The 22,946-nt window shown below is 57.3% G+C and carries 19 protein-coding genes and 3 tRNA genes; 15 read left to right on the plus strand and 7 right to left on the minus strand.

The annotated features are described in order from the left end of the window. Nucleotides 1-159 precede the first annotated feature (159 nt). Nucleotides 160-2,406: a TonB-dependent receptor gene (locus tag ABRZ28_RS10550; protein ID WP_319604168.1), complete on the plus strand. Its 2,247-nt coding sequence runs from the start codon at nucleotides 160-162 to the stop codon at nucleotides 2,404-2,406. 394 nt (nucleotides 2,407-2,800) lie between these two features. Here ABRZ28_RS10550 and rimI read toward each other — a convergent pair whose 3' ends face one another. Next, the gene (rimI, locus tag ABRZ28_RS10555; protein ID WP_319604169.1) at nucleotides 2,801-3,244 is read right to left on the minus strand and encodes a ribosomal protein S18-alanine N-acetyltransferase; all 444 of its coding nucleotides are present in this window, start codon (nucleotides 3,242-3,244) and stop codon (nucleotides 2,801-2,803) included. Next, nucleotides 3,189-3,626, minus strand: a complete 438-nt coding sequence (locus ABRZ28_RS10560; RefSeq protein ID WP_319604170.1) for a DNA polymerase III subunit psi — start codon at nucleotides 3,624-3,626, stop codon at nucleotides 3,189-3,191. Before ABRZ28_RS10560 ends, rimI begins: the two co-directional genes overlap by 56 nt. Nucleotides 3,627-3,805: 179 nt before the next feature. Here ABRZ28_RS10560 and rsmC point away from each other — a divergent pair, with 179 nt between their 5' ends. After that, entirely contained in the window at nucleotides 3,806-4,852 is a 1,047-nt protein-coding gene (rsmC, locus tag ABRZ28_RS10565) for a 16S rRNA (guanine(1207)-N(2))-methyltransferase RsmC (RefSeq protein WP_330520225.1), read from the plus strand. A gap of 57 nt (nucleotides 4,853-4,909) precedes the next feature. On the opposite strand, the gene ABRZ28_RS10570 is transcribed toward rsmC, so the two are convergent. Beyond that, nucleotides 4,910-5,902, minus strand: coding sequence for an aldo/keto reductase (locus ABRZ28_RS10570; RefSeq protein ID WP_330520226.1), 993 nt, complete (start codon nucleotides 5,900-5,902; stop codon nucleotides 4,910-4,912). A 114-nt stretch (nucleotides 5,903-6,016) separates the two neighbouring features. Here ABRZ28_RS10570 and ABRZ28_RS10575 point away from each other — a divergent pair, with 114 nt between their 5' ends. The 4 genes from ABRZ28_RS10575 (at nucleotide 6,017) to ABRZ28_RS10590 (ending at nucleotide 7,407) form a co-directional block, all read left to right on the plus strand. Beyond that, entirely contained in the window at nucleotides 6,017-6,919 is a 903-nt protein-coding gene (locus ABRZ28_RS10575; RefSeq protein ID WP_330520227.1) for a LysR family transcriptional regulator, read from the plus strand. Nucleotides 6,920-7,034: 115 nt separating this feature from the next. Further along, nucleotides 7,035-7,121 (plus strand) — tRNA-Leu (locus ABRZ28_RS10580). A 69-nt stretch (nucleotides 7,122-7,190) separates the two neighbouring features. Further along, nucleotides 7,191-7,277, plus strand: a tRNA-Leu gene (locus ABRZ28_RS10585). Between the two features lie 43 nt (nucleotides 7,278-7,320). Next, a tRNA-Leu gene (locus ABRZ28_RS10590) sits at nucleotides 7,321-7,407 on the plus strand. A 35-nt stretch (nucleotides 7,408-7,442) separates the two neighbouring features. Here the strand turns inward: ABRZ28_RS10590 and ABRZ28_RS10595 are convergent. Beyond that, the gene (locus tag ABRZ28_RS10595) at nucleotides 7,443-7,733 is read right to left on the minus strand and encodes a DUF1435 domain-containing protein (RefSeq protein ID WP_319604278.1); all 291 of its coding nucleotides are present in this window, start codon (nucleotides 7,731-7,733) and stop codon (nucleotides 7,443-7,445) included. 87 nt (nucleotides 7,734-7,820) lie between these two features. Beyond that, the gene (locus tag ABRZ28_RS10600; protein ID WP_319604174.1) at nucleotides 7,821-8,738 is read right to left on the minus strand and encodes a LysR family transcriptional regulator; all 918 of its coding nucleotides are present in this window, start codon (nucleotides 8,736-8,738) and stop codon (nucleotides 7,821-7,823) included. 128 nt (nucleotides 8,739-8,866) lie between these two features. Between ABRZ28_RS10600 and budA the strand changes: the two genes are divergently transcribed. From budA to ABRZ28_RS10640, 8 genes are all read left to right on the plus strand, one after another. Then, nucleotides 8,867-9,649, plus strand: a complete 783-nt coding sequence (gene budA / locus ABRZ28_RS10605) for an acetolactate decarboxylase (protein WP_319604175.1) — start codon at nucleotides 8,867-8,869, stop codon at nucleotides 9,647-9,649. Between the two features lie 27 nt (nucleotides 9,650-9,676). Further along, on the plus strand, nucleotides 9,677-11,356 hold the full coding sequence (alsS, locus tag ABRZ28_RS10610) for an acetolactate synthase AlsS (protein ID WP_319604176.1): 1,680 nt from the start codon (nucleotides 9,677-9,679) through the stop codon (nucleotides 11,354-11,356). A 127-nt stretch (nucleotides 11,357-11,483) separates the two neighbouring features. Next, entirely contained in the window at nucleotides 11,484-12,272 is a 789-nt protein-coding gene (gene fhuF / locus ABRZ28_RS10615; RefSeq protein WP_319604177.1) for a siderophore-iron reductase FhuF, read from the plus strand. Between the two features lie 90 nt (nucleotides 12,273-12,362). Then, nucleotides 12,363-13,829 (plus strand): alpha/beta hydrolase, encoded by a 1,467-nt coding sequence (locus ABRZ28_RS10620; protein ID WP_330520228.1) that lies wholly within the window; start codon nucleotides 12,363-12,365, stop codon nucleotides 13,827-13,829. A gap of 429 nt (nucleotides 13,830-14,258) precedes the next feature. Then, a complete protein-coding gene (gene gcvT, locus ABRZ28_RS10625) occupies nucleotides 14,259-15,359 on the plus strand; it encodes a glycine cleavage system aminomethyltransferase GcvT (protein WP_330520229.1) in 1,101 nt (366 codons plus the stop codon). An 86-nt stretch (nucleotides 15,360-15,445) separates the two neighbouring features. Further along, nucleotides 15,446-15,838: a glycine cleavage system protein GcvH gene (gcvH, locus tag ABRZ28_RS10630; protein ID WP_319604180.1), complete on the plus strand. Its 393-nt coding sequence runs from the start codon at nucleotides 15,446-15,448 to the stop codon at nucleotides 15,836-15,838. A 109-nt stretch (nucleotides 15,839-15,947) separates the two neighbouring features. After that, nucleotides 15,948-18,821, plus strand: a complete 2,874-nt coding sequence (gcvP, locus tag ABRZ28_RS10635) for an aminomethyl-transferring glycine dehydrogenase (protein WP_330520230.1) — start codon at nucleotides 15,948-15,950, stop codon at nucleotides 18,819-18,821. A gap of 353 nt (nucleotides 18,822-19,174) precedes the next feature. Further along, nucleotides 19,175-20,221 carry a YopT-type cysteine protease domain-containing protein gene (locus tag ABRZ28_RS10640; protein ID WP_319604184.1) on the plus strand — a complete coding sequence of 349 codons (1,047 nt, stop codon included), beginning with the start codon at nucleotides 19,175-19,177 and terminating at the stop codon, nucleotides 20,219-20,221. A 49-nt stretch (nucleotides 20,222-20,270) separates the two neighbouring features. Here the strand turns inward: ABRZ28_RS10640 and ABRZ28_RS10645 are convergent, their stop codons facing one another. Continuing rightward, nucleotides 20,271-20,879, minus strand: coding sequence for an HD domain-containing protein (locus tag ABRZ28_RS10645; RefSeq protein WP_330520231.1), 609 nt, complete (start codon nucleotides 20,877-20,879; stop codon nucleotides 20,271-20,273). 342 nt (nucleotides 20,880-21,221) lie between these two features. Here ABRZ28_RS10645 and trhA point away from each other — a divergent pair, with 342 nt between their 5' ends. Then, nucleotides 21,222-21,869 carry a PAQR family membrane homeostasis protein TrhA gene (gene trhA / locus ABRZ28_RS10650; protein WP_413556194.1) on the plus strand — a complete coding sequence of 216 codons (648 nt, stop codon included), beginning with the start codon at nucleotides 21,222-21,224 and terminating at the stop codon, nucleotides 21,867-21,869. A gap of 40 nt (nucleotides 21,870-21,909) precedes the next feature. Here the strand turns inward: trhA and ygfZ are convergent, their stop codons facing one another. After that, nucleotides 21,910-22,896 carry a tRNA-modifying protein YgfZ gene (gene ygfZ, locus ABRZ28_RS10655; protein WP_330520232.1) on the minus strand — a complete coding sequence of 329 codons (987 nt, stop codon included), beginning with the start codon at nucleotides 22,894-22,896 and terminating at the stop codon, nucleotides 21,910-21,912. Between the last annotated feature and the right edge of the window lie 50 nt (nucleotides 22,897-22,946).

The raw sequence follows: 22,946 nt of genomic DNA on the forward strand, positions 1-22,946 counted from the left end.
TCATTTTACCGGGTTTTATCGCCCCCCGTTTATGCAGAAAGTTGATCCAGATAAAAAGTTTGCATTGAAATTATTATCCTGCTTGCAATAACGGGAATCACTCGCATAATCACGAAAGCAAATAGTTATTATTTATATTTAACTTTCCCGGAACCCTTCATGACAATTTCAGCGATATCCCAACAGGCGGTCATTCCCCGCAGCGCGCCGACGCTGCTTGCATTGCTGATCGGCGCGGCGGTCGGCGTCGTCGCCATGCCGCTGGCGGCGCAGACTTCCGCCGCCGCGGCGCAGCCCGGCGCATCAGGCAGTAAAGACACCATTACGGTTATCGCCCAGCCGGAGGATAATTTCCGTTCCGGCGGCGATGAGCTGGTTCCCGCCTATCTGGACGGCCAAATCGCCAATGGCGGGCGGGTAGGGTTCCTGGGGCAGCAAAACGCGCGCGATGTGCCGTTCAACGTTATCAGCTATACCGATAAGATGATTCTTTCGCAGCAGGCGGAAACGCTGGCCGACGTCGTGAAGAACGACGCCTCGATCCAAAGCCTGAAAGGGTATGGCAATTTTGCCGAACAGTACCGTATTCGCGGCTTTGTGCTGGACGGCGACGATATCACCTTCGGCGGTCTGTACGGCGTGATGCCGCGCCAGATGGTCTCCACCAATATGATCGAGCGGGTGGAAGTGTTTAAGGGCGCCAATGCCTTTGTCAACGGCGTGTCCGGCGGCGGCGTAGGCAGCGGCGTCGGCGGTTCGGTCAACGTGGAGCCGAAGCACGCCGCCGATGATGCGCTGACGCGCGCGACCGTTGACTATGAACCCGAAGGCAAGGTGGGCGGCGCGTTGGATATCGGCCGGCGTTTTGGCGATAACAATGAGTTCGGCGTACGCGCAAATGTGTTGCATCGCGAAGGGGAAAGCGCCATTCACGACCAGAAAGAGCGCATGTCGCTGGCCTCCGTCGGGCTGGATTATCGCGGCGATCGTTTCCGCACCTCGCTGGACGCCGGCTACCAGCATCAGTCTGTGCATGGCGGGCGCATCGGCGTCGGGATCGGCAGCGCCACCCGCATCCCGGAGGCGCCGGACGCCACGCTGAACTATAACCCCAGTTGGGTTTATACCGATCTGAAAACCACCTTCGGCATGTGGCGCGGCGAATATGACGTGGCCGATAACTGGACGATTTATTCCGGGGTCGGCGGCAGCCGCGCCGATGAAGAAGGGAATTACGGCGCGCCGAGGTTAACCGACGATAACGGCAACGCCACTATTTCCCGCATGTATGTACCCTTCATTCGCGACGCGTTCTCCGGCATGTTGGGTCTGCGCGGGCAGTTTGATACCGGTTTTATCAAGCATAACGTCAATCTGGGCTATTCCGGCGTCTATACCAAAGCGCGCACCGCCTGGGATTACTCATCATCCCGCGCCACCAATATTTATCGTCCCGGCCATATCGACTCCCCGCCCGCGGCCAGCTCGGGCGGCGATCTGCGCGATCCGAAAGTGAGCGCGCGCGTGAGAAGCACCGGGCTGGCGATTTCCGATACCTTATCCGTGCTGGATGATAAGGTCGCGCTGACGTTGGGCCTGCGTCGCCAGGAGATCATGGTGCGCAATTATACTAACAACGGCATCGAAAGCAGCGTATTCAACAGCATGAAGGTCACTCCCGCTTATGGTCTGGTGGTTAAACCGTGGCAACATATTTCATTGTACGCCAACCATATCGAGGCGCTGTCGCCAGGAAAAACCGCGCCATCCTCATTTGACGGTTTACCGGTGGTTAACGGCGGGAACGTTACCGGCATCTATGTCGCCAAACAGAATGAGGTCGGCGTCAAGTTTGACTACCAACGAGTAGGCGGATCGCTGGCGCTATTCGAAATCAAGCGGCCATACGAATCCGTCGATCGCGCCAGCATGACCTACGGCCTGTACGGCGAGCGCCGCCATCGCGGGATGGAGCTGAACGTCTTCGGCGAACCGACGTTCGGACTGCGCCTGAACGGCAGCGCCACCTGGATCGCGGCGCAGCAGATTAAAACGCAGGACGGCGGCAACGACGGTAATGATGTACCCGGCGTGCCGCGCTACCAGTTGGTGTTCGGCGCGGAATACGATATCAAACCGGTGGAAGGGCTGACGGCGACGGGAACGGTGATCCGCTCCGGCTCGCAATATGTCAAACAGGATAACTCCCTGAAGCTGAAACCCTGGACGCGGCTGGATCTCGGCGTGCGCTACAGCATGCCGCTGAACGAGCAGACGCTGACCTGGCGCGCCAATATCGAAAACGTCACCAATGAGAACTACTGGGCTTCCGTCGACGATTCCGGCACCTATCTTTACCAGGGCGACCCGCGTTCGTTGAAGCTGTCGATGTCGATTGATTTCTAAATCGTCGCCACCCCTCCCAGCCTCCCCCTTCGCACTGTCTCTTATACACAAATACGGGAGTGCTGACGGGGTTGGTTGTTACGCGGCGTAAAAAATTATGCAGCGGTGGACTTGGCCGCCGAGTGAGCCGCATGGATGCGGCGAAAGCCAGTGCCGCGTCGGGAACGCGTCACTGGCGGCTCGAATAGCGGTCAAGAACACCGATGGCACCGCGCAGCGGCATAATTTAGCCGCAAGCCCGGGTTCATAGGGGGCTGGCGCTTGGGCCCCCTATGTCGGGCGCGTGCTACGACGTAGCATGGAAATGGCGGCATTGTGGCGCACGAAACTGCCTCTGAGTCCGCATAAAAATGTGACTAAGAGACAGCCCTTCGCAAGGGGAGGCGCTAAACCGTTATCCCAGCGGCAGCGCCATAATAACGGCGTCTTCGCGGCCGGCGGCGGCGGGGTAGTAGTCGCGCCGTAGCGATACCTCATTAAAACCCAGGCTTTCATACAGCGCGATCGCCGGTTGGTTCGAGGCGCGCACCTCCAGCCACAGCGTGAGGATGGCGCGTTTTTCCAGTTCCTGAATCAGATGCTCCAGCAGCGCGCGTCCGTGGCCGTTGCGCTGGTAGTTCGGATGTACGGCCAGATTGAACAGCGTGGCTTCATCCAGCACCGTTTGCGTAATGGCGTAAGCCACCATCTGCCCGTCGCGGCTCAGCTTGAGGTTGAAGTAACGCTCGCCCTGGTTGCCGGCAAAGGTTTTTTCGCTCCAGGGAAACGCGTGGCTGGCTTGTTCAATCTGGCAGGCTTGCGCCAGATCGGCCGGTATCAGGGGGGATATCTCGTTCATGTTCACAGATCTGCCGCCAGAGCGCCCGTTTGGCGTCGGCGTTATGGTATAGCTCGGTTAAGGCCGGGCTGGTGAATTGGACGCCTTCCAGCGCAAGCGGTTCGTCGATGCCTAATCGCCAGCTAGGGCAGCGGGCGGCGGCGGGAAGCATTTCGACCTGTTGCGGCGTCAGGCTGTAGGCTTGATCGGGCGTCAGCGCCAGACTGCGCAGGACATCGGCCAGCAGCGGTTCGTCGGCGGCCAGCGGTTCGGCCGACACGATGATCAGGCGAACCTGCTCAGGCAGACTGACGGCGATTTCGCCCTGCAATACGGCCGGGCGCTTCAGGGTCCACTGTGTAATGCCCAGTTGCTGTAGCAGCCAGTCACGTCTTGATGTCATGCTTTACCCTGTCTGGAACGCGATTATGCCGGGCTATGCCCTTCATCTTTCAAGTTGCGCAGGTGCGCTGGCCGCCTTCCCGCATCTTGAAATCTATTGGGCATATGCTAGCAAACTCATCGAACATGCGCCAACAAAGCACTATAATCCCCGCTCAATTATTAAGGAGCCTCAGCCTGATGTCTGCATTAACCCCAGCCAGTGAAGTCATACTGCGCCATAGCGACGAATTTATCCCACGCCGGGTACTGTTTGCCGGTGATTTACAAGACACCTTGCCCGCGGAGTTTGAAGCGTCTGATGTTCGTGTCCATGCCACGCAGTTTCACCACTGGCAGCAGTTGAAAGGCGTTCTGAAGGACAACGTGCAGTATGGTCTTGTGGCGGATGCCGAGCTGGCGGCGGATTGCGACACGCTGATTTACTACTGGCCGAAGAGTAAGCAGGAAGCCGAGTTCCAACTGTTCAACCTGCTGTCGCTGATGCCGGTCGGCAGTGAAATCTTTGTGGTGGGCGAGAACCGCAGCGGCGTGCGCAGCGCGGAGGCTATGCTGGCCGATGTCGCGCCGCTGACCAAAATCGACGGCGCCCGACGCTGCGGGTTATACCACGGTCGGATTGAAAAACAGACCGCCTTTAATCTTGACGACTGGTGGGAAGAGTATGCTATCGATGGCGTCACCGTGAAGGCGCTGCCCGGCGTGTTCAGTCGCGACGGACTGGATCCGGGCAGCCAGTTATTGCTTTCGACCTTTGAGCCGCATATGAAAGGTAAAGTGCTGGATGTCGCCTGCGGCGCCGGCGTACTGGCGGCGGTGCTGGCGAAGCAGTCGCCTAAAATCCGTCTGACGCTCAGCGACGTCAGCGCCGGCGCGCTGGCCTCCAGCCGGGCGACGCTGGCCGCGAATCAGTTGGCAGGCGAGGTTATCGCCAGCAACGTTTACTCGGAGATTAACGGCCGTTTTGATCTGATCGTCTCCAACCCGCCGTTCCACGATGGGTTGCAAACCAGCCTACAGGCGGCGGAGATGCTGATCCGCGGCGCGGTGACCCACCTGCCGATCGGCGGCCGGTTACGCATTGTCGCCAATGCGTTTCTGCCTTATCCGGCGCTGCTGGATGCGGCGTTCGGCAGCCATGAGGTGCTGGCGCAGACGGGGCGATTCAAGGTCTATCAGGCGACCGTAGGCCGCCCGCCGCGCACGGCCGGCAAAGGTCGTCGCTAAGGACTGGCGGCGACGCGTGCGGATATCGCGATGCGGCGGCGATGGCGGGGCGAAAACTTAGCGGTTGATCGTCGCCATGCCTTCTGTGCCGTAACGTTCTCCCGCTGCGGCATTGAAGGGAAAGATGGTTTCAATCGCCGCCAGATCGTCCGCCGTCAGCGTGACATCCAGCGCGGCGACGTTTTCCTCCAGATAGCGGCGTCGTTTGGTTCCCGGAATCGGCACAATGTGTTCGCCCTGCGCCAGCACCCAGGCCAGCGCCAGCTGCGACGGGGCGACGCCTTTTTGCGCGGCCAACTGATTGACCTTCTCGACCAGTTGCAGATTTTTGGCGAAGTTTTCCCCTGCGAAGCGCGGATTATCGCGGCGGAAATCGTCGGCGGCCAGATCGTCCGGGCTGCGGATGGCGCCGGTCAGAAAACCGCGGCCTAGCGGGCTGTAAGGCACGAAACCTACGCCGAGACGTCGGCAGGCGGGCAGGATTTCGCTTTCCACGTCACGCGTCCACAGCGAGTATTCGCTCTGCAAGGCGGTGATGGGATGCACCTTGTGCGCGCGTTCCAGCGTTTCCGCTGAGGCTTCGCTCAGGCCGATATAGCGAATTTTCCCTTCCTTGACCAAATCGGCCAGCGCGCCGACGCTCTCTTCTATCGGCACCGTCGGATCGATGCGGTGTTGATAGTAAAGGTCGATTTCTTCTACGCCCAGCCGTTGCAGGCTGCTTTCAATGGCGCGGCGAATATATTCCGGTTTCCCGCAGACGCCGCGTTCGACGTGGTTGTCCGGGTTGCGCACGATGCCGAATTTGGTGGCGAGAAACACCTGGTCACGCTTGCCCTTGATGGCCTTGCCGACCAGTTGCTCATTGGTGTAGGGGCCGTACATGTCGGCGGTATCCAGCAGCGTGATGCCGAGTTCCAGCGCGCGGTGCAGGGTAGCGATGGATTCTTTTTCATCCTGCGCGGTGAAATAAAAGTCGCTCATACCCATGCAGCCCAGCCCAAGCGCGGAAACCGTTGGGCCGTTCAGGCCTAGTTGACGTTGTTGCATCCTGTCATCCTCATGTTGGTTTGGAAAGCAAGATGAGTGTGGTTGTTTATCGGATAAAGATAAATAACGCATTTCATGCAACACTATTCAAAAATTCACAACAATGGAGGCGTGATGGACCAGATTCAGGCGATGCGCGTCTTTGTCCGCATTGCGGAGCTGGGCAGCTTCAGCCGCGCGGCCGAAATGCTGTCTCTGCCGCGCGCGACGGTCAGCCACACCATCAAACAGCTGGAATCCCGTCTGGGCGTCCGTCTGTTGCAGAGAACCACCCGTCAGGTACAGATCACCGCGGAAGGCGAGATTTATTATCAGCGCTGTATCCAACTGTTGGCGGAAATTGAAGAAACGGATGCGCTCTTTAGCCATCAGCGGCAGCAGCCCGCGGGGAATGTGCGGGTGGATATGCCGCATTCGCTGGCGCGTGAGGTGGTGATCCCGGCGCTGGGCGAGTTTTACCGGCGTTATCCGCGCATTACTCTGTCGCTGAGCGCCAACGATTCGGCCATTAACGTGCTGCGCGAGGGAGTAGATTGCGTACTGCGCGCCTGGAGGATAGAGGATGATTCGCTGGCGACCCGGCATTTACCGTCGATGCCGCAGGCGACCTGCGCGTCTGCCGCCTATCTTGCCGAGTTCGGCATGCCCCGGTCGTTGGACGATCTGGCCGCGCATCAGGCGGTGGGCTACTTTTCATTGCGCACCGGGCGGCGCTATCCGCTGGAGTTTATGCATAACGGCGAGCGCGTCACGCCTATGCTGCCCGGCAAGCTGGAGGTGAACGGGGCCGATGCCTACGTTGCGGCCTGCCGCGCTGGGTTCGGGCTGATTCAGGCGCCGCGTCACAGCTTGCGGCGCTGGCTGGACAGCGGCGAACTGGTTGAAATTCTTAAGGATACGCCGCCGCCGGATATGTCGCTGTATGTGATGTATCCGCCGGGACGTTTCCTTGCTCCGCGCATCCGGGTATTTATCGAATGGTTGAATGAACGCTTTATCCGGCCATCGTCATCCTGAAGGTGATGAATTTTGCAGCAAACCCCGCATTTCAGAGGAAATAATCATTGACCTTGACGCTAAAACCTCTAGAATTCGCCCCCGTGGTGGCATTGCTTGGCAATGTTGCTGGATTGCGAAGGTGGCGGAATTGGTAGACGCGCTAGCTTCAGGTGTTAGTGCCTTAACGGGCGTGAGGGTTCAAGTCCCTCTCTTCGCACCAACATCACCACAATCGTGTTTCACGCCGGTTTGATGTGTGGCATGATAATTTGTATCGCACGGCATTACTGCGAAGGTGGCGGAATTGGTAGACGCGCTAGCTTCAGGTGTTAGTGTCTTAACGGACGTGAGGGTTCAAGTCCCTCTCTTCGCACCATGCGGCGATATAAATTCATAGCGGTAGACGTAGCTTTATCTGTGCGAAGGTGGCGGAATTGGTAGACGCGCTAGCTTCAGGTGTTAGTGCCTTAACGGGCGTGAGGGTTCAAGTCCCTCTCTTCGCACCACGCCTTTCCCTGGCTCCTTTCTTTGTTATATCGTTTTATCCCAACGTAATCTTAAACATCACGGACAACGCCGCCAGTCCGCCGGCCAGCGCCACGCAGGACGGCAACAGCAAGTAAGGTCGTAAGCGACGGTGAAGCAGCATCACTAGCGTCGCCAGCAGCGCGACGGCGATAATCACTTTCAGATGCAGCAGATTAATATCCAGCACGGCCAGCAACGGCATGATGGCGCAGGGCAACAACACGCCCCAGGCGCTCGACAGATGTTTTCCCATACACCAGCTCACGCCCCATAAACCACAGGCGGTAATCATCGCGGTCAGCATTTTATGTTCGCCATGCATGATAATGATAATTAATATCATATAAGAATCTGTGCTGATTGTCAGTTTTTTGGCGAGGGCGAGACCTGGTCAGCGGGGAACAGCGGCGCGGGCGGGTTTTTCCCGGAGATGACTTCGCAATAGTTGCACCATATTCATGACGATGTGCGAGTGTTCGTGCTGGCGCCAAACCAGGGTGATCTGCGTGTTCAGGCCGGCGTCGTCTATATTATGGTACGACACGCCATTCATCCTGATGCAGGACAGGGATTTGGGGATAATGGTAATGCCGAAGCCGGCCGACACCATGCCGATGGTGGCCGTTAACTGCGGCGCCTCCTGGCTCAATTTGGGCTCGTAGCCTGATAAATAGCAGGTACGCAGAATCATGTCGTGCAGAACCGGACAAACCTCCCGCGGAAACATAATCAGCGGATTCTGTTTCAGTTCGCTTAGCTGGATATGGCGCTTGTCATGCAGCGGATGATCGGCGGGCAACACCAGCGTCATAGGTTCTTCGAGCAATGCCTCGCGGTTTAATTCGCTGCTGACATCGCACGGCAGGCGGAGAAAAGCGGCGTCGATATTCCGGTTGTGAAGGGCGGTGATCAGATTCGGGGTATTTTCCTGTCGCGGGTTTAATGATACATGCGGATATCGCTGGCGGTAGGCATGCAAAAGCTGTAGCACGGTAGGGTGGAAGGAGGATGAGGCGGAAAAGCCGACGTTGAAGTTCCCCTCTTCTCCTCTGGCAATGCTTCTGGCCCGGTCAACGGCCGTATCCGTCAGTTTCAGGATCTGACAGGCATCTTCATACAACATTTTTCCCGCTTCCGTCATTTCAACGCCCCGCGTAAGCCTTTTGAATAACGGCGTGCCTATTTCATTTTCGAGCTTTTTGATTTGCTGACTCAGGGGAGGCTGCGAGATGCCCAGCTTTTCCGCAGCCCGGGTGAAATGCCTGGCCTCGGCGACGGCGACAAAATAGCGCAGGTAACGAAACTCCATCAATGCGACTCCATATCTTTTAGATCTTGAAATGACGATCTTTGTATATTGGAACTTTCACGATATTCACGCAATCTTTAAACATGAATTAGAAAAATTTAAGTATGAACAGTCGAAAGAGAAAGCATATGAAAGAAGATATCGGCGTCAACTCTTGTGCGGAAGAGATCGCATCCTATGCTATTAACCATCAGGCGCACCATCCTGATTGCGTTATCTATCAAACATCTTTAATGAGTGGATTGATAAATGGCGTCTATGAAGGTAGCCGGACGATGGCCGAATTGCTGGAGCATGGCGATTTTGGATTAGGCACATTTAACTATCTGGACGGCGAATTGGTGGCGTTTAACAGCCGCATTTTCCAACTGCGCGCCGACGGCAGCGCACGGGCCGCCGAGCCGCACCAGAAGACGCCATTCGCGGTAATGACATTTTTCCGTCCGACGGAAGAGATTCATTTCAGCAGCCGCATCGATCGCCACAGTCTTCATCAGAAGATTGATGCCCTTGTCGGTACGGATAATCTGTTCTGCGCGCTGAGGGTCGACGGGCATTTCGATTACGTTGAAACCCGCACCGTTCCGCGCCAGACGCGACCTTATAAACCGATGCTGGAGGCGATAGCCCAGCAGCCGAAGTTCCATTTTGAATCCTGTCGGGGAAGTATCATCGGCTTTCGCAGCCCGGCTTATACGCAGGGCATCAACGTTGCCGGCTATCACGAACATTTTATTACCGATAATCGTGAAGGCGGCGGTCATGTACTTGATTATAAAATAGAAAGCGGCGTTTTAACCTTTGGGGTGATCTCTAAACTGATTATCGATTTGCCACAGGATCGAGATTTTCTCAGCGCTGACTTGTCACCCGAGAACCTCGATAGCGCTATCCAGTCAGTGGAAGGCTAAGTAAGAACAAAGCACAGGAGTGAGACAATGGAACATTCAACGGCTCTACAGCACTGGAACTGTGGAGCATCCCTGATTGTGAAACATTTGGAACAACAGGGCGTTCAATACGTATTTGGCATTCCGGGCGCGAAAATCGATCGCGTTTTTGATGCGCTGGAGGATTCGCCGATTGAAATGATCCCGGTACGGCATGAAGCCAACGGCGCGTTTATGGCGGCGGCCATCGGGCGCTTGACGGGCAAAGCGGGCGTGACGCTGGTGACGTCCGGGCCGGGCTGCTGCAACCTGGTGACGGGATTAGCGACGGCGACGACGGAAGGCGACCCCGTGGTGGCGATGGGCGGCGCGGTTAAACTTTCGGAAAGTCTTAAGCTGACGCACCAAAGCCTGGATACCGTCAGTCTGTTTCAGCCGGTCACCAAGTTTAGCGCGGAAGTCAAGGCGTCGTCCGCGATTTCCGAAGTGCTGGCGAATGCATTCCGGGCGGCGGAGATGGGGCATCCCGGCGCTTCTTTCATCAGCTTGCCGCAGGATATCGTCAACGATCCGGTCACCAGCGCCGTGCTGGTTCGTCCGACGCTGCCGCCGATGAACGGCGCGCCTCAAGCGGATATCGAAAATGTCGCCCGGCTGATTCAACAGGCTAAAAATCCTATTCTGCTGCTGGGGTTGATGGCGAGTCAGCCTAAAGCCGCCGAGGCATTGCGTCGTTTGCTGCATAAAAGCCAACTGCCGGTCACCAGCACGTATCAGGCCGCCGGCGCCGTCGATCAGCGGCATTTTGACCACTTCGCCGGGCGCGTCGGGCTGTTTAATAATCAGACGGGCGACAAGCTGCTGCAACAGGCCGACCTGATTATTACGGTCGGCTACAGTCCGGTGGAATACGATCCGGTATTGTGGAACAGCGGCAAAGCGAAGCTGGTACACATTGATGTGCTGCCGGCCAATATCGACAGCGCCTATCTGCCGGATGTGGAACTGGTGGGCAATATCGCCGAAACCATTGATGCGCTGACCCAGTGCATTGTTTCGCCGCTATCGATGTCGGCGCAAACGCAGGCTATTTTGCGCGACCGTTGCCAGCAACGCCGCGATCTGGCGATGCGCGGCATGGACATGCGGGGATTCGCCATTCATCCGCTGCGGCTGGTCAGGGCGATGCAGGACATCGTCAACCAGGACGTCACGCTGTGCGTCGATATGGGCAGCTTTCATATCTGGCTGGCGCGCTATCTGTACAGCTTCCGCGCGCGGCAGGTGCTGATGACCAACGGTCAGCAAACCATGGGTGTGGCTTTGCCCTGGGCGATCGCCACGTCGCTGATTCACCCTCATCAGAAGGTGATTTCGGTTTCAGGCGACGGCGGGTTTATGCAGTCCAGCATGGAACTGGAAACCGCCGTGCGCCTGAAGAGCAACCTGTTGCATATTATCTGGGTGGATAACGCCTACAACATGGTGGAAATTCAGGAGCAGAAGAAATACCACCGCGCTTCCGGCGTCAAATTCGGTCCGATCGATTTTAAAGTGTATGCGGATGCCTTCGGCGCAACGGGATTTGCGGTCGAGTCGGAAGACGAGCTGGTCAGTAAGCTACGACAGGCTATGGATACGCAGGGACCGGCGGTCATCGCCATCCCGGTGGATTATTCGGATAATCAGCGTCTGATGGAAGATCTGAATATCAGTCAGCTTATCTAGCCCGTCCGGGCCAGGGAACGCGTAAACGGGAAGCGCGTCGTTTGTCATTAGTGATAAACGCGGATACTATTGGCAATAGTTATCATTTCGCTTTCCGTTTATTTACGCATCCTGCCGGAACCCGCCTATGCCGATTGTCAAAAACATCGCCAATTCCGTTGAACATCCGGTTTTTGCCGGGTGCGACCGGCAGTTGGCCGCCGCGTTAAGCGCTTTGCTGCGCCGGCATCGTCCTCATTGCCTGGATAGCGTGAAATTCGGCGAGTCGCCCCCGGAGGACGGCATGACGCTCGCCGAGTGGTCGCGGCCGGAGGTGTTTCATCGGCTGGTGCGGCGTTACGGCGACGAACTGTATCGCCGGCATCCGGATAAGCCGCGTGAGGAAAAGCCGCTGCAATCGCTGTGGGCGCAATGGTATATCGGGCTGCTGGTGCCGCCGTTGATGCTGGCTTTGCTCAAACACGATGCGGCATTGGACTGTGCGACGAATCGGATATACGTCGGATTTGACGCGGGGAAAGGGCATCCGGCGGTGTTTTATATTGCGACCCGGACGTTGACCGCGGCGGACGACTCGCCGCGCGCGCGTCTGGAGCGCATGCTGCATCAGCATGTGGCGCCGGTAATTAACACGCTGGACAGCTTCGGCGCGCTTAACGCCAGGCTTGCCTGGAATAATACCGGCTATCTGATTCACTGGTTTTTGGACGATATAGCGCCGTTGATACCACAGGAGGAACGCCGCCTGCTGCATGACGCGCTGTTCTTTTCCCGTTCATGGCTGGATGGCGGCGACAATCCTCTTTATCGCACGGTAATTCCCCGCGGCGGCGTTATTCAGCGCCGCAGCTGTTGTCAGCGCTACCGCATTCCCGGCGTCGCACGTTGCCGGGACTGTACGCTGAACGAGGTTTAATACCATCGGCGGGCCGGATGGTTTACTCTTTCAAACGTGCGGACTGCCGGAAAGCAGGCGGTTAAACGGTAAACAGGAAGGGATAGAACCATGCTGATGAGGTCGGCCGGACGGGGGATTAAACGCGTCGCCATTATTTTTATCGTCGCGGCGACGACGCTGCTGGCTATTCGCATTTATGACACGCAACGCGGTCCGGCGCTGGCGCCCTGGCATACGTTTGTGCCGGATGAGTTGTCGGCGGATGAGCTCGATCGTGCCGATTGGCCGACTTATCTGCGCGCCGAAGAGACGATTTTCCGCCAGGTCGAACAGCATGTGACCCAGGAGCTGGATGACGATGAGCAGCGGCCGATTAACCGCTATTTCTCCGGCAGCCCGGTGTACCCCGGAAAGTTTCAGCACGACTGGAATCGTTCTTACGAAATGATGCCGGCGGGAACGCCGAAAGGCGCGGCGGTGCTGCTGCATGGGCTAACGGACTCGCCTTACAGTTTGCGGCATATTGCCGAACGTTACCGTCAGCGCGGTTTTGTGGTGGTCGGGATTCGTTTGCCCGCCCACGGCACGGTGCCTGGCGCGCTGACGGATATCCACTGGCAGGATTGGCTGGCGGCCACCCGTCTGGCGGTGCGCGAAGCGCAGCATCGACTGGCGGCGGATTCAGGCAAGGCGTTGCCGCTGCATATTGTGGGCTTTTCCAATGGCGGCGCGCTGGCGTTGAAATATACGCTGGATGCGTTGGATGACCCAAGGTTGACGCGGCCGGATCAGCTGATCCTGATTTCGCCGATGATCGGCATCACCAGCTACGCCCGCTTCGCCGGATTGGCCGGCCTGCCGGCGATATTCCCGGCGTTCGCCAAATCGGCATGGCTGGGTATTTTGCCGGAGTTTAATCCATTCAAATATAACTCGTTTCCGGTTAACGGGGCTCGCCAGTCCTGGTTATTAACCCACGAACTCCAGGGGCAGCTCACCCGTAAAGCGCAGCAACATACGCTGCAACAATTGCCGCCGGTGCTGACTTTTCAGTCGGTGATGGATTTTACGGTGAGCACGCAGGCGGTGATCTCGTCGTTTTATAATCTCTTGCCGGCGAACGGCAGCCAACTGGTGCTGTTTGACGTCAATCGCACCATCAATTTCGGACCGCTGCTGCGGGATTCGGCGGATCGCGCCGTCAGCCAACTGTTGCCGCCCGCGCCGCGCCGCTATGACACGACGGTAATCACCAATGCCGCCCCGGACAGCGCGCATGCCGTCGCCTTCGATGTACAAGCGGGAGAGGCGCAGGGCGGTTCCCGCGCGCTGGGGATTGATTACCCGCGCGATGTGTACTCGCTCTCGCACGTCGCTCTGCCTTTCCCGGATACGGACTCCCTGTATGGCCGTTTTTCGCAGAATCCCCGCGAGTTCGGCCTGCCGCTGGGGACGATCGCGGCGCGGGGCGAGCGTTCGGTGCTGGTCGTGGATTTGGACACCCTGCTGCGATTGTCCTCCAATCCGTTTTTCCCTTATCTGATGCAGCGTATTGACGGAAAGATCCCGCAATAACCAAAAACGCCGCCGGATAAGTCGATCTGTTAAGGGCGTGGAGAGCGCGCCTTCATTTCAATACCCTGTTTATGCCAGGCGGCGTTTTGGTTGAAATAATCTAATTTTGCTGCATTTTTCGCATTAGTTTAAATAATGCGTTGGGCGTTTTCTTTGCGCTGGCGATCGGCAGGCAATCCATTTTTCATATCAATGATTTCACCTTTTCTCCAAATTGCATTGGTTTTATGCCAGTGAGTGATTATTTTTTGGAGGATTTATCTATTGGCGGTGGTTTCACCTTGCATGGGTCGAAGCGTTTTCCATATAGATTATCTTATGCCTGTGGGGATAGTTTAACCGACGTTTCGGTGGTAAGTTCATTATCAAGATATCGTTTGCGCGGCGGTGGCGATCGCCCGAACGCAGAGCTACGAACAGAGGGAAGACATGGCTAAGCAGACTCCGTTGTATCAACAGCACCTGACGGACGGTGCCAAAATGGTTGATTTTCACGGCTGGATGATGCCGCTGCATTACGGCTCTCAGCTTGACGAGCATCACATCGTACGTCGTGATGCCGGTATGTTTGATGTATCTCATATGACCATCGTGGATTTGCACGGCGTGCGAACCCGCGAGTTTCTGCGTTATCTGCTGGCGAACGATGTCGCCAAACTCACCCAGCCCGGCAAAGCGCTTTATACCGGTATGCTGAATGCCTCCGGCGGGGTTATCGACGATCTGATCGTTTATTTCATGACGGAAGACTATTTTCGTCTGGTGGTCAATTCGGCCACCCGTGAGAAAGACTTAGCCTGGATCGTCCGGCACGCCGAGCCTTTTATGGTCGATGTGCGCGAACGCGAGGATCTGGCTCTGGTGGCCGTGCAGGGGCCGCAGGCGCAGGCAAAGGTACAGCGTCTGCTCAACGAGGCCCAGCGGGCGAAAATCGCAGGTATGAAGCCGTTTTTCGGCGTTCAGGTCGACGATTTTTTCATCGCGACGACCGGTTATACTGGTGAAGCCGGCTATGAAATCGCGCTGCCGAAGGAGCAGGTTGTCGCGTTGTGGCGACAGCTTCTGTCCGTCGGGGTTAAGCCATGCGGATTGGGCGCGCGCGATACGCTGCGGCTGGAAGCCGGCATGAACCTCTACGGACAGGATATGGACGAAGGCGTTTCGCCGTTGGCCGCCAATATGGGCTGGACCATCGCCTGGCAGCCGGAAGATCGCCAGTTTATCGGGCGTGAAGCGTTGGAGCGGCAGCGTGAAAAAGGCACTGAGCAGTTGGTCGGTTTGGTGATGACCGAAAAAGGCGTGTTGCGCAATGAGTTACCCGTACGTTTTACCGATAGCGAAGGCGTGATGCGGGAAGGCGTGATTACCAGCGGCTCTTTTTCACCCACGCTGGGGTTGAGTATTGCGCTGGCGCGCGTTCCGAGCGGGATCGGCGAACAGGCGATTGTCCAGATCCGTAACCGTGAACTCCCGGTGCATGTCACCAAACCCGGCTTTGTGCGCGCCGGCAAACCGATTGTGCAATATTAACGCTATCCCCGCGGTTTCAGAAGCAGCCAGCGGCGTCGATATGCAGTCCAGTTTTAACCGTTTTGTGAAGGAAGGAGAGGGTGGCAATGAGCGATGTTCCAGCAGAATTAAAATATACCGCTTCGCATGAGTGGGTGCAGTCTGAAGGCGAGGGCGTTTATCTGATCGGTATTACCGAACATGCGCAGGAGTTATTGGGCGACATGGTGTTTATCGATTTGCCGGAAGTGGGAACCATCGTTTCCGCCGGCGACGACTGCGCCGTAGCCGAGTCGGTCAAGGCGGCGTCTGACATTTATGCGCCGATCAGCGGCGAGATTATCGATATCAACGCGGAGCTGGAAAGTTCGCCTGAACTGGTCAACAGCGCGCCCTATACCGAAGGCTGGCTGTTCCGCATCAGATCGTCCGACGAATCCGATCTGGACGAATTGCTTGATGCCGAGGGATATCAGGCCGCGCTGGACGAAGAAGAATAGTCACCGCGCCCCGGACTCTACCGAGCCGGGGCGTTTTATTTTGTTCCCTCGCTCTGCGTTATCCCGCCGGGTATGACGCGGAGAGCGTTATATGCAGGAAATTTTCGTAATGACCCAGACTCTCAGTCAACTTGAACATAACAGCGCTTTCGTTGAACGTCATATTGGTTCCTCCGCCAGCCAGCGACAGCAGATGCTGGCTGCGGTGGGCGCGGATTCGCTTGATGCGTTAATTCGGCAGATTGTCCCTGCCGATATCCAGTTGCCCAGCCCGCCCGCGGTCGGCGATGCGGCGACGGAGCATCAGGCGTTGGCTGAGCTGAAGGCGATTGCCGGCCAGAATCAGCGTTACAAAAGCTATATCGGCATGGGCTACGGCGCCGTGCTGATGCCGCCGGTGATTTTACGCAATGTGCTGGAAAATCCGGGTTGGTATACGGCCTATACGCCGTATCAACCGGAGGTTTCTCAAGGGCGTCTGGAAGCATTGCTGAATTTTCAGCAGGTGACTCAGGATTTAACCGGTTTGGAACTGGCTTCCGCCTCGTTGCTGGATGAGGCGACGGCGGCGGCGGAAGCGATGGCGATGGCGAAACGCATCAGCAAACTCAAGCAGGCCAACCGCTTCTTCGTCGCCGACGATGTCCACCCGCAAACGCTGGATGTGGTGCGCACGCGCGCCGAAACCTTTGGATTTGACGTCGTGGTCGGCAAGGCGCAAAGCGCATTGAGCGACGACGGCGTGTTCGGCGTGCTGTTGCAACAGGCCGGCACCACCGGCGAGTTGCATGATTACAGCGCCCTGATGGCTGAATTGAAAACGCGCAAGGTGGTGAGCTGCGTCAGCGCCGATATCATGGCGCTGGTGCTGTTGACCGCCCCCGGTAAACAGGGCGCCGATATCGTCTTTGGATCCGCCCAGCGTTTTGGCGTGCCGATGGGCTACGGCGGGCCGCACGCGGCGTTTTTCGCCTGCCGGGACGAATACAAACGCGCCATGCCGGGACGGATTATCGGCGTCTCCGTGGACGCCGCCGGCAATACCGCATTGCGTATGGCGATGCAAACCCGCGAACAGCATATCCGCCGTGAAAAAGCGAATTCGAATATCTGTACCTCGCAGGTGCTGCTGGCCAATATCGCCGGTATGTATGCGGTGTACCACGGCCCGGAAGGATTGAAACGCATTGCCGGACGGATTCACCGTCTGACGGATATTCTGGCGCTCGGCTTGCTTCAGGGCGGGCTGACGCTGCGTCATCAGACCTGGTTCGATACGTTAACCGTGGCGGTGGAAGACAAAGCCGCCGTGCTGAGCCGGGCGCTGAGCTTCGGCGTCAACCTGCGGGCCGATCTTGACGGCGCGGTCGGCGTGACGCTGGATGAAGCCACGACGCGGGAAGACGTGCTGACGCTGTTCGCCGTCCTGCTGGGCTATTCCCACGGTCTGGATATCGACGATCTGGATACGGCGGCGGGACGGCGGGACGCGTCGATACCCGCGGCTTTGCAACGTGATGATGCTATCCTTGCTCATCCGGTGTTTAACCGTTATCACAGCGAAACCGAGATGATGCGCTATCTGCACCGTCTGGAATGCAAGGATCTGGCGCTGAATCAGGCGATGATCCCGCTGGGCTCCTGCACCATGAAGCTCAATGCCGTCGCCGAAATGCTGCCGATTACCTGGCCCGAGTTCGCTGAACTGCACCCGTTTTGTCCGCCGGAACAGGCGCTCGGCTATCGGAAGATGATCGAACAGCTATCCGGCTGGCTGGTGCAACTGACCGGATACGACGCCGTATGCATGCAGCCGAACTCCGGCGCGCAGGGCGAATACGCCGGACTGTTGGCGATCCGTCGTTATCACCAAAGCCGTAACGAATCAGCGCGCGATATCTGTCTGATCCCCAGCTCGGCGCATGGCACCAACCCGGCGTCGGCGCATATGGCCGGCATGAGCGTGGTGGTGGTGGCCTGCGACAAGCAGGGCAATATCGACCTGAACGATCTGCGTGAGAAAGCGCAGTCCGCGGGCGAGAAGCTGGCCTGCATCATGGTGACCTATCCCTCCACCCACGGGGTTTACGAAGAAACCATCCGCGAAGTGTGCCAGATCGTGCATCAGTTCGGCGGTCAGGTGTACCTGGACGGCGCCAATATGAATGCGCAGGTCGGCATTACGTCGCCGGGCTATATCGGCGCGGATGTTTCGCATCTCAACCTGCATAAAACGTTCTGCATCCCTCACGGCGGCGGCGGGCCGGGCATGGGGCCGATCGGCGTAAAAGCGCATCTGGCGCCGTTTGTGCCGGGACATCAGGTGGTGAAAATCGATGGCGTGTTGACCAGTCAGGGCGCGGTGTCCGCCGCGCCGTTCGGCAGCGCCTCTATTCTGCCGATTAGCTGGATGTACATCCGCATGATGGGCGCCGACGGTCTGAAGCAGGCGAGCCAGATGGCGATCCTCAACGCCAACTACATCGCCGCGCGGCTACAGTCGTCTTATCCGGTGCTGTATACCGGGCGGGACGGACGGGTGGCGCACGAATGTATTCTCGATCTCCGCCCGCTGAAGGAAAGTACCGGCATCAGCGAGATGGATATCGCCAAGCGTTTGATTGATTACGGTTTCCATGCCCCGACCATGTCATTCCCGGTGGCCGGTACGCTGATGGTGGAACCGACGGAATCCGAGAGTCTGGCGGAGTTGGATCGTTTCATTGACGCCATGCTGGCGATTCGCGCGGAAATCGATCGCGTGGTTAACGGCGAGTGGCCGCTGGCGGACAATCCGCTGGTGAACGCGCCTCATACGCAGAGCGAGCTGGCCGGCGAATGGCCGCATCCTTACAGTCGTGAGCTGGCGGTATTCCCGGCAGGCAGTGAAAATAAATACTGGCCTACGGTAAAACGTCTGGACGATGTCTATGGCGACCGTCATCTGTTCTGTTCCTGCGTGCCGGTGGAAGATTACGAGTAACCTGCGCCCTCTCTGAGAAATCGGCTCGTGAGTTATCCGCGAGTCGATTTCTTTCCTCGCCGCCGCCGCTTTCCGACAGGCAACCGCGGCAAACGCGGGTTCATTTCAGGTTCCCGCCTCTTCCGCTGTTCCGTACCGGAAAATTGAGTGGGAACCGTACCACTGTTTGAGCCACTCAGAATGGCTGACAGCGTTTCTTTCTGACCGTCCATGGCTTGAAATCGCCGCGATTTTATGGGCATTCCGTTGTTTCTGCACTACAGAATATTTCCCGCATGTCAGCCTGCGTGTTTTCTCTTGTAGAGAATTCATGGGGTTATTTCCTGTTCCTGGATAGCTAATGGAGTGTACTCGTGATTGGGATACGAGATTTGCCAGCGGTGAATTTATTCACCAATGGTCGTAATGGGAATAAAGAGCCGCAGACAAAAAAGATAGCGATAAAAACGCTCGACGAAGCCCGTACTTATGTCAACGCGCAGCGACTTACGGATAAAACGCAGGCGCGGCAGTATCTGGAAAAATTGCATGGAGAGAAGCATAACATAGGGGATGACGCTTTTAGTCTGCTGACGTCGGTAATCCGCGGCGAGATGAAAAGACTGCCGGACAGCGCCGAAAACGCGAATCAAAGGGGAGCCGATAAAACCGGCCAGCGGCATTTTCCCGCCGATCCCGGCGCGGCGGATAGACGCGCGCCATCTCATCCGCTTACGCTCGGCGTTTTCTCCATCATGCATGGTTTATGCTCGTCGCAGCCGCGGGTGGATGAGCATTACACGGCGGCTTATGGAGACAATACCCGCGGACTATCGCACCGAACCGCCGCATTCGACCAGCTTGAGGCGTTGGAACGTTTCGAGCGCGGCCATCCTGGCGCTTGCGCTATTTACAGCACGATGTGGTTAAAACAGATTGGCGATAGCCCTTCAGACAGCGCCGCTGCGCGCACGCGCTTTCTTGAGGACGCCACTGCCGATGTGATCGCGCGGCAGCGCGAATATGCCGACAGAGTGGATGAAGCCAATCAGCGTTCATATGAAGTTGAAGATCCGTTTTATGCCACGATTCGATCCCTCGGGGTAAGGCCCGGCGCTGAAGATAATCTGCTGATCGATATTATCGGCGATGAAGAAGGCGCAATGAATGAAATTGCTAATGTGCTGAGCAGCCGAAACAGTTCAAATCTGCTTTGGCTGGCCAGACCGGATGACAGTTCCGCCAGCGGGCATATCGTCGCCTCTCACGCTCATGGGGATAGGGTGGCCCTGTTCGATCCTAATCTGGGTGAGTTCAGGGCAAGGCGAGATGAAATACCCGCCGTCATGCGGGCTATCATCGGGGCCAGCTCTACTGATGTCCCCATCCCCGATGTGATGATTGTGCGTGTTTATCCCTAGCCTGCCGCCGGTGATATTGCTTGTGGGAAAACGCGCCCGTCAACCGCGGTTAAAGCAACCAGCCCTTGTCCTGCGCGGCTTCCAGATGTTGTTTCAGATGTTGCCACAGTTCAGGGTTAATGCCGGCGATAAACTCGGTGCGGCCAAGCACCTGGTCCAGTCGAATGCCGTTTTCCACCCAGCTTTGTCCCTGATTATGCAAATTCATCAGAACCGGCATCACGCGGTCGAGCATCAGGGCGAAGCGGGCGCTGGCGGTTTCGCCGGATTCATATTCCAGCCACAGTTGATGAAAATGCCGGCGCTGCGGTTCGGGCAATAAACCAAACAGGCGGGCGGCGGCGGCCACTTCCTGATCGTGTACGGCGGCGCGGGCCGCCAGGTCATAAACAATGACATCCCCGGCGTCGATTTCGACGATATCGTGAATCAGCGCCATTTGAATAACGCGGTTGATATCCACCTCTTTCCCGGCATAGGGCGCCAGGCTCATGGCGGCGACGGCGAAGTGCCAGCTATGTTCGGCCGAGTCTTCATGGCGTGGGCTGCCGATAATTTTCGAGCGACGCTGAACGCTTTTTAACTTATCAATTTCCATCAGAAAACCGACCACATCGGTCAGCGTACCGAAATCAAGCGCGGATGGGGATAACGACATTGGAACAACCTCTTTCAATTGAGACCGGATAAAGGGCTAAACGCGTGCGGCCTGCATAGTGGCGGATACCCCTTAACGACACCGGAAAGCACGACGGTATGAGCGTGTTTCAGAAGCGGATAATTGTAGGGGATGTCGCCGCAGATTTACACGCATGATTTGGGTTGAAATTGACATAGCGGCGGGGGAAAATCATTTTTAGCTTACAGGTGTACACTGAAACTATTCTCAGCTAAGCTGCTTGAAGATTATTCTCCGGGGCGGTATTGATGCGTTTATCGGGTCGGCGTTTTGCGTGCGATGACGATCGAGCCGGTGGAATAGGCGTTAATGAGGTAAATGATGGCGAAAAATTTGTGGGAATCAGGCTATTCGCTGGCGGAAGAAATAGCCAACAGCGTCAGCCACGGAATCGGCCTGGTTTTCGGTATTGTGGGGCTGGTTTTGCTGTTGATGCAGGCGGTTGGGCAGGGCGCCGATGGTCTCGCCATCACCAGCTACAGTCTTTACGGCGGCAGCATCATCCTGCTATTTCTGGCTTCGACGCTGTATCACGCCATCCCTTCGCCGCGGGCCAAACCGTGGCTGAAGAAATTCGATCACTGTGCGATTTATGTGCTGATCGCCGGCACTTATACGCCTTTTCTGCTGGTCGGGCTCAACTCGCCGCTGGCCCATGGGCTGATGGTGGTGATCTGGAGTATGGCGCTGCTTGGCGTGATCTTCAAACTGGCCTTTGCTCACCGTTTTGAAGCGCTCTCGCTGATTACCTATCTGGTGATGGGGTGGTTGTCGTTAGTGGTGATTTATCAGCTGGCGATGACGTTGTCCATCGGCGGCGTTACGCTGCTGGCGGTCGGCGGCGCTGTTTACACCCTGGGCGTGATTTTCTATGCCTGTAACCGCATTCCTTATAATCACGCCATCTGGCACGGCTTTGTGCTTGGCGGCAGCGTCTGCCATTTTCTGGCGATCTACCTGTACGTTTAAGTTCAATCGATGCCTGCCGAAGCAGGCGTCGTCATGGCCGTTAGTCCGTGATGTCATACGGCAGCGGCTGGATCGCCAGTTTGCCGTCGGCATCGTCCCGCACGCGCAGCACGCTGTCGGCTGCCAGATCGTTGTTCAGCACCGCCTGAATCCAGACGGCGTTATCCCGCAATCGGCAGGCCGCCAGTACGGTGCCGGTGCGGCGCCAGTTATCGCCCAGTCGTAACTCCAAATCGTCCCCGGCCGCCGGTATCCGTCCGGCCTGACCCGCCAGCCAGTAAAGCGCCCGCTTATTGGCTCCTCGGTATTTGGCGCGGGCCACCATTTCCTGCCCGGCATAACATCCTTTACTGAAGCTGATCCCATTTAATGCCTGCAAATTAGCCGCTTGCGGGATGAACTGCGTACTGTTTCCGCTGTCAATGATTGGCAGGCCGGATTCAATATCCAACGCCAGCCACTGGCGGCTATCATTGAATTCGCTCTTGCCGTCGAGCTGTTCCAGCAGGGCGGTATAGCGCGCTGCGGTCAATACCAGCAGAAAACGTTCGGCAGGATGGGAGAAATGCAGCAGGGTGGCATCCTGATCCTGCGTCACCGGGTGTTCGGCGTCGGGCAGGTCGTTGAACACGGACTGAAGCTGCGCGCGAATATTCGCGCCGGCGGCGCCCAGCAGGATGACGCCGTCGTCTGCCGCAATCGTCGTTTTGGAGAACACTGCGTACTTTTTCAACTCGTTGAGTTGCGTATCGCGCAAGCTGCGGCGTTCGATGAAGGCGAAACCTTCCGCTCGCTGGAACAAGCGCAGAACGCTCCACATTTTCCCTTTGGCGTCACAGTGCGCGCAGAGTACATGCTGGTCGGCGGCGAGCGCGTCCACATCGGCGGTGACCTGACCCTGAAGGTATTTGACGGTGTCTGGGCCGGTCAGGGTGACCAGCGCCCAGTCATCAAGCGAGATCAGGGTGGCGGGTAAATCGGCGGAGGCGAACAGGGGTTGTGAAGCAAAAGACGGTTGATTGGCCATGATATGATCCTGCGCAACTAAGCGGTAAGCGAATGCGTTAATGGTAAAAG

Source organism: Brenneria sp. g21c3 (assembly GCF_040240345.1).
Taxonomy (GTDB): Bacteria; Pseudomonadota; Gammaproteobacteria; order Enterobacterales; family Enterobacteriaceae; genus Brenneria.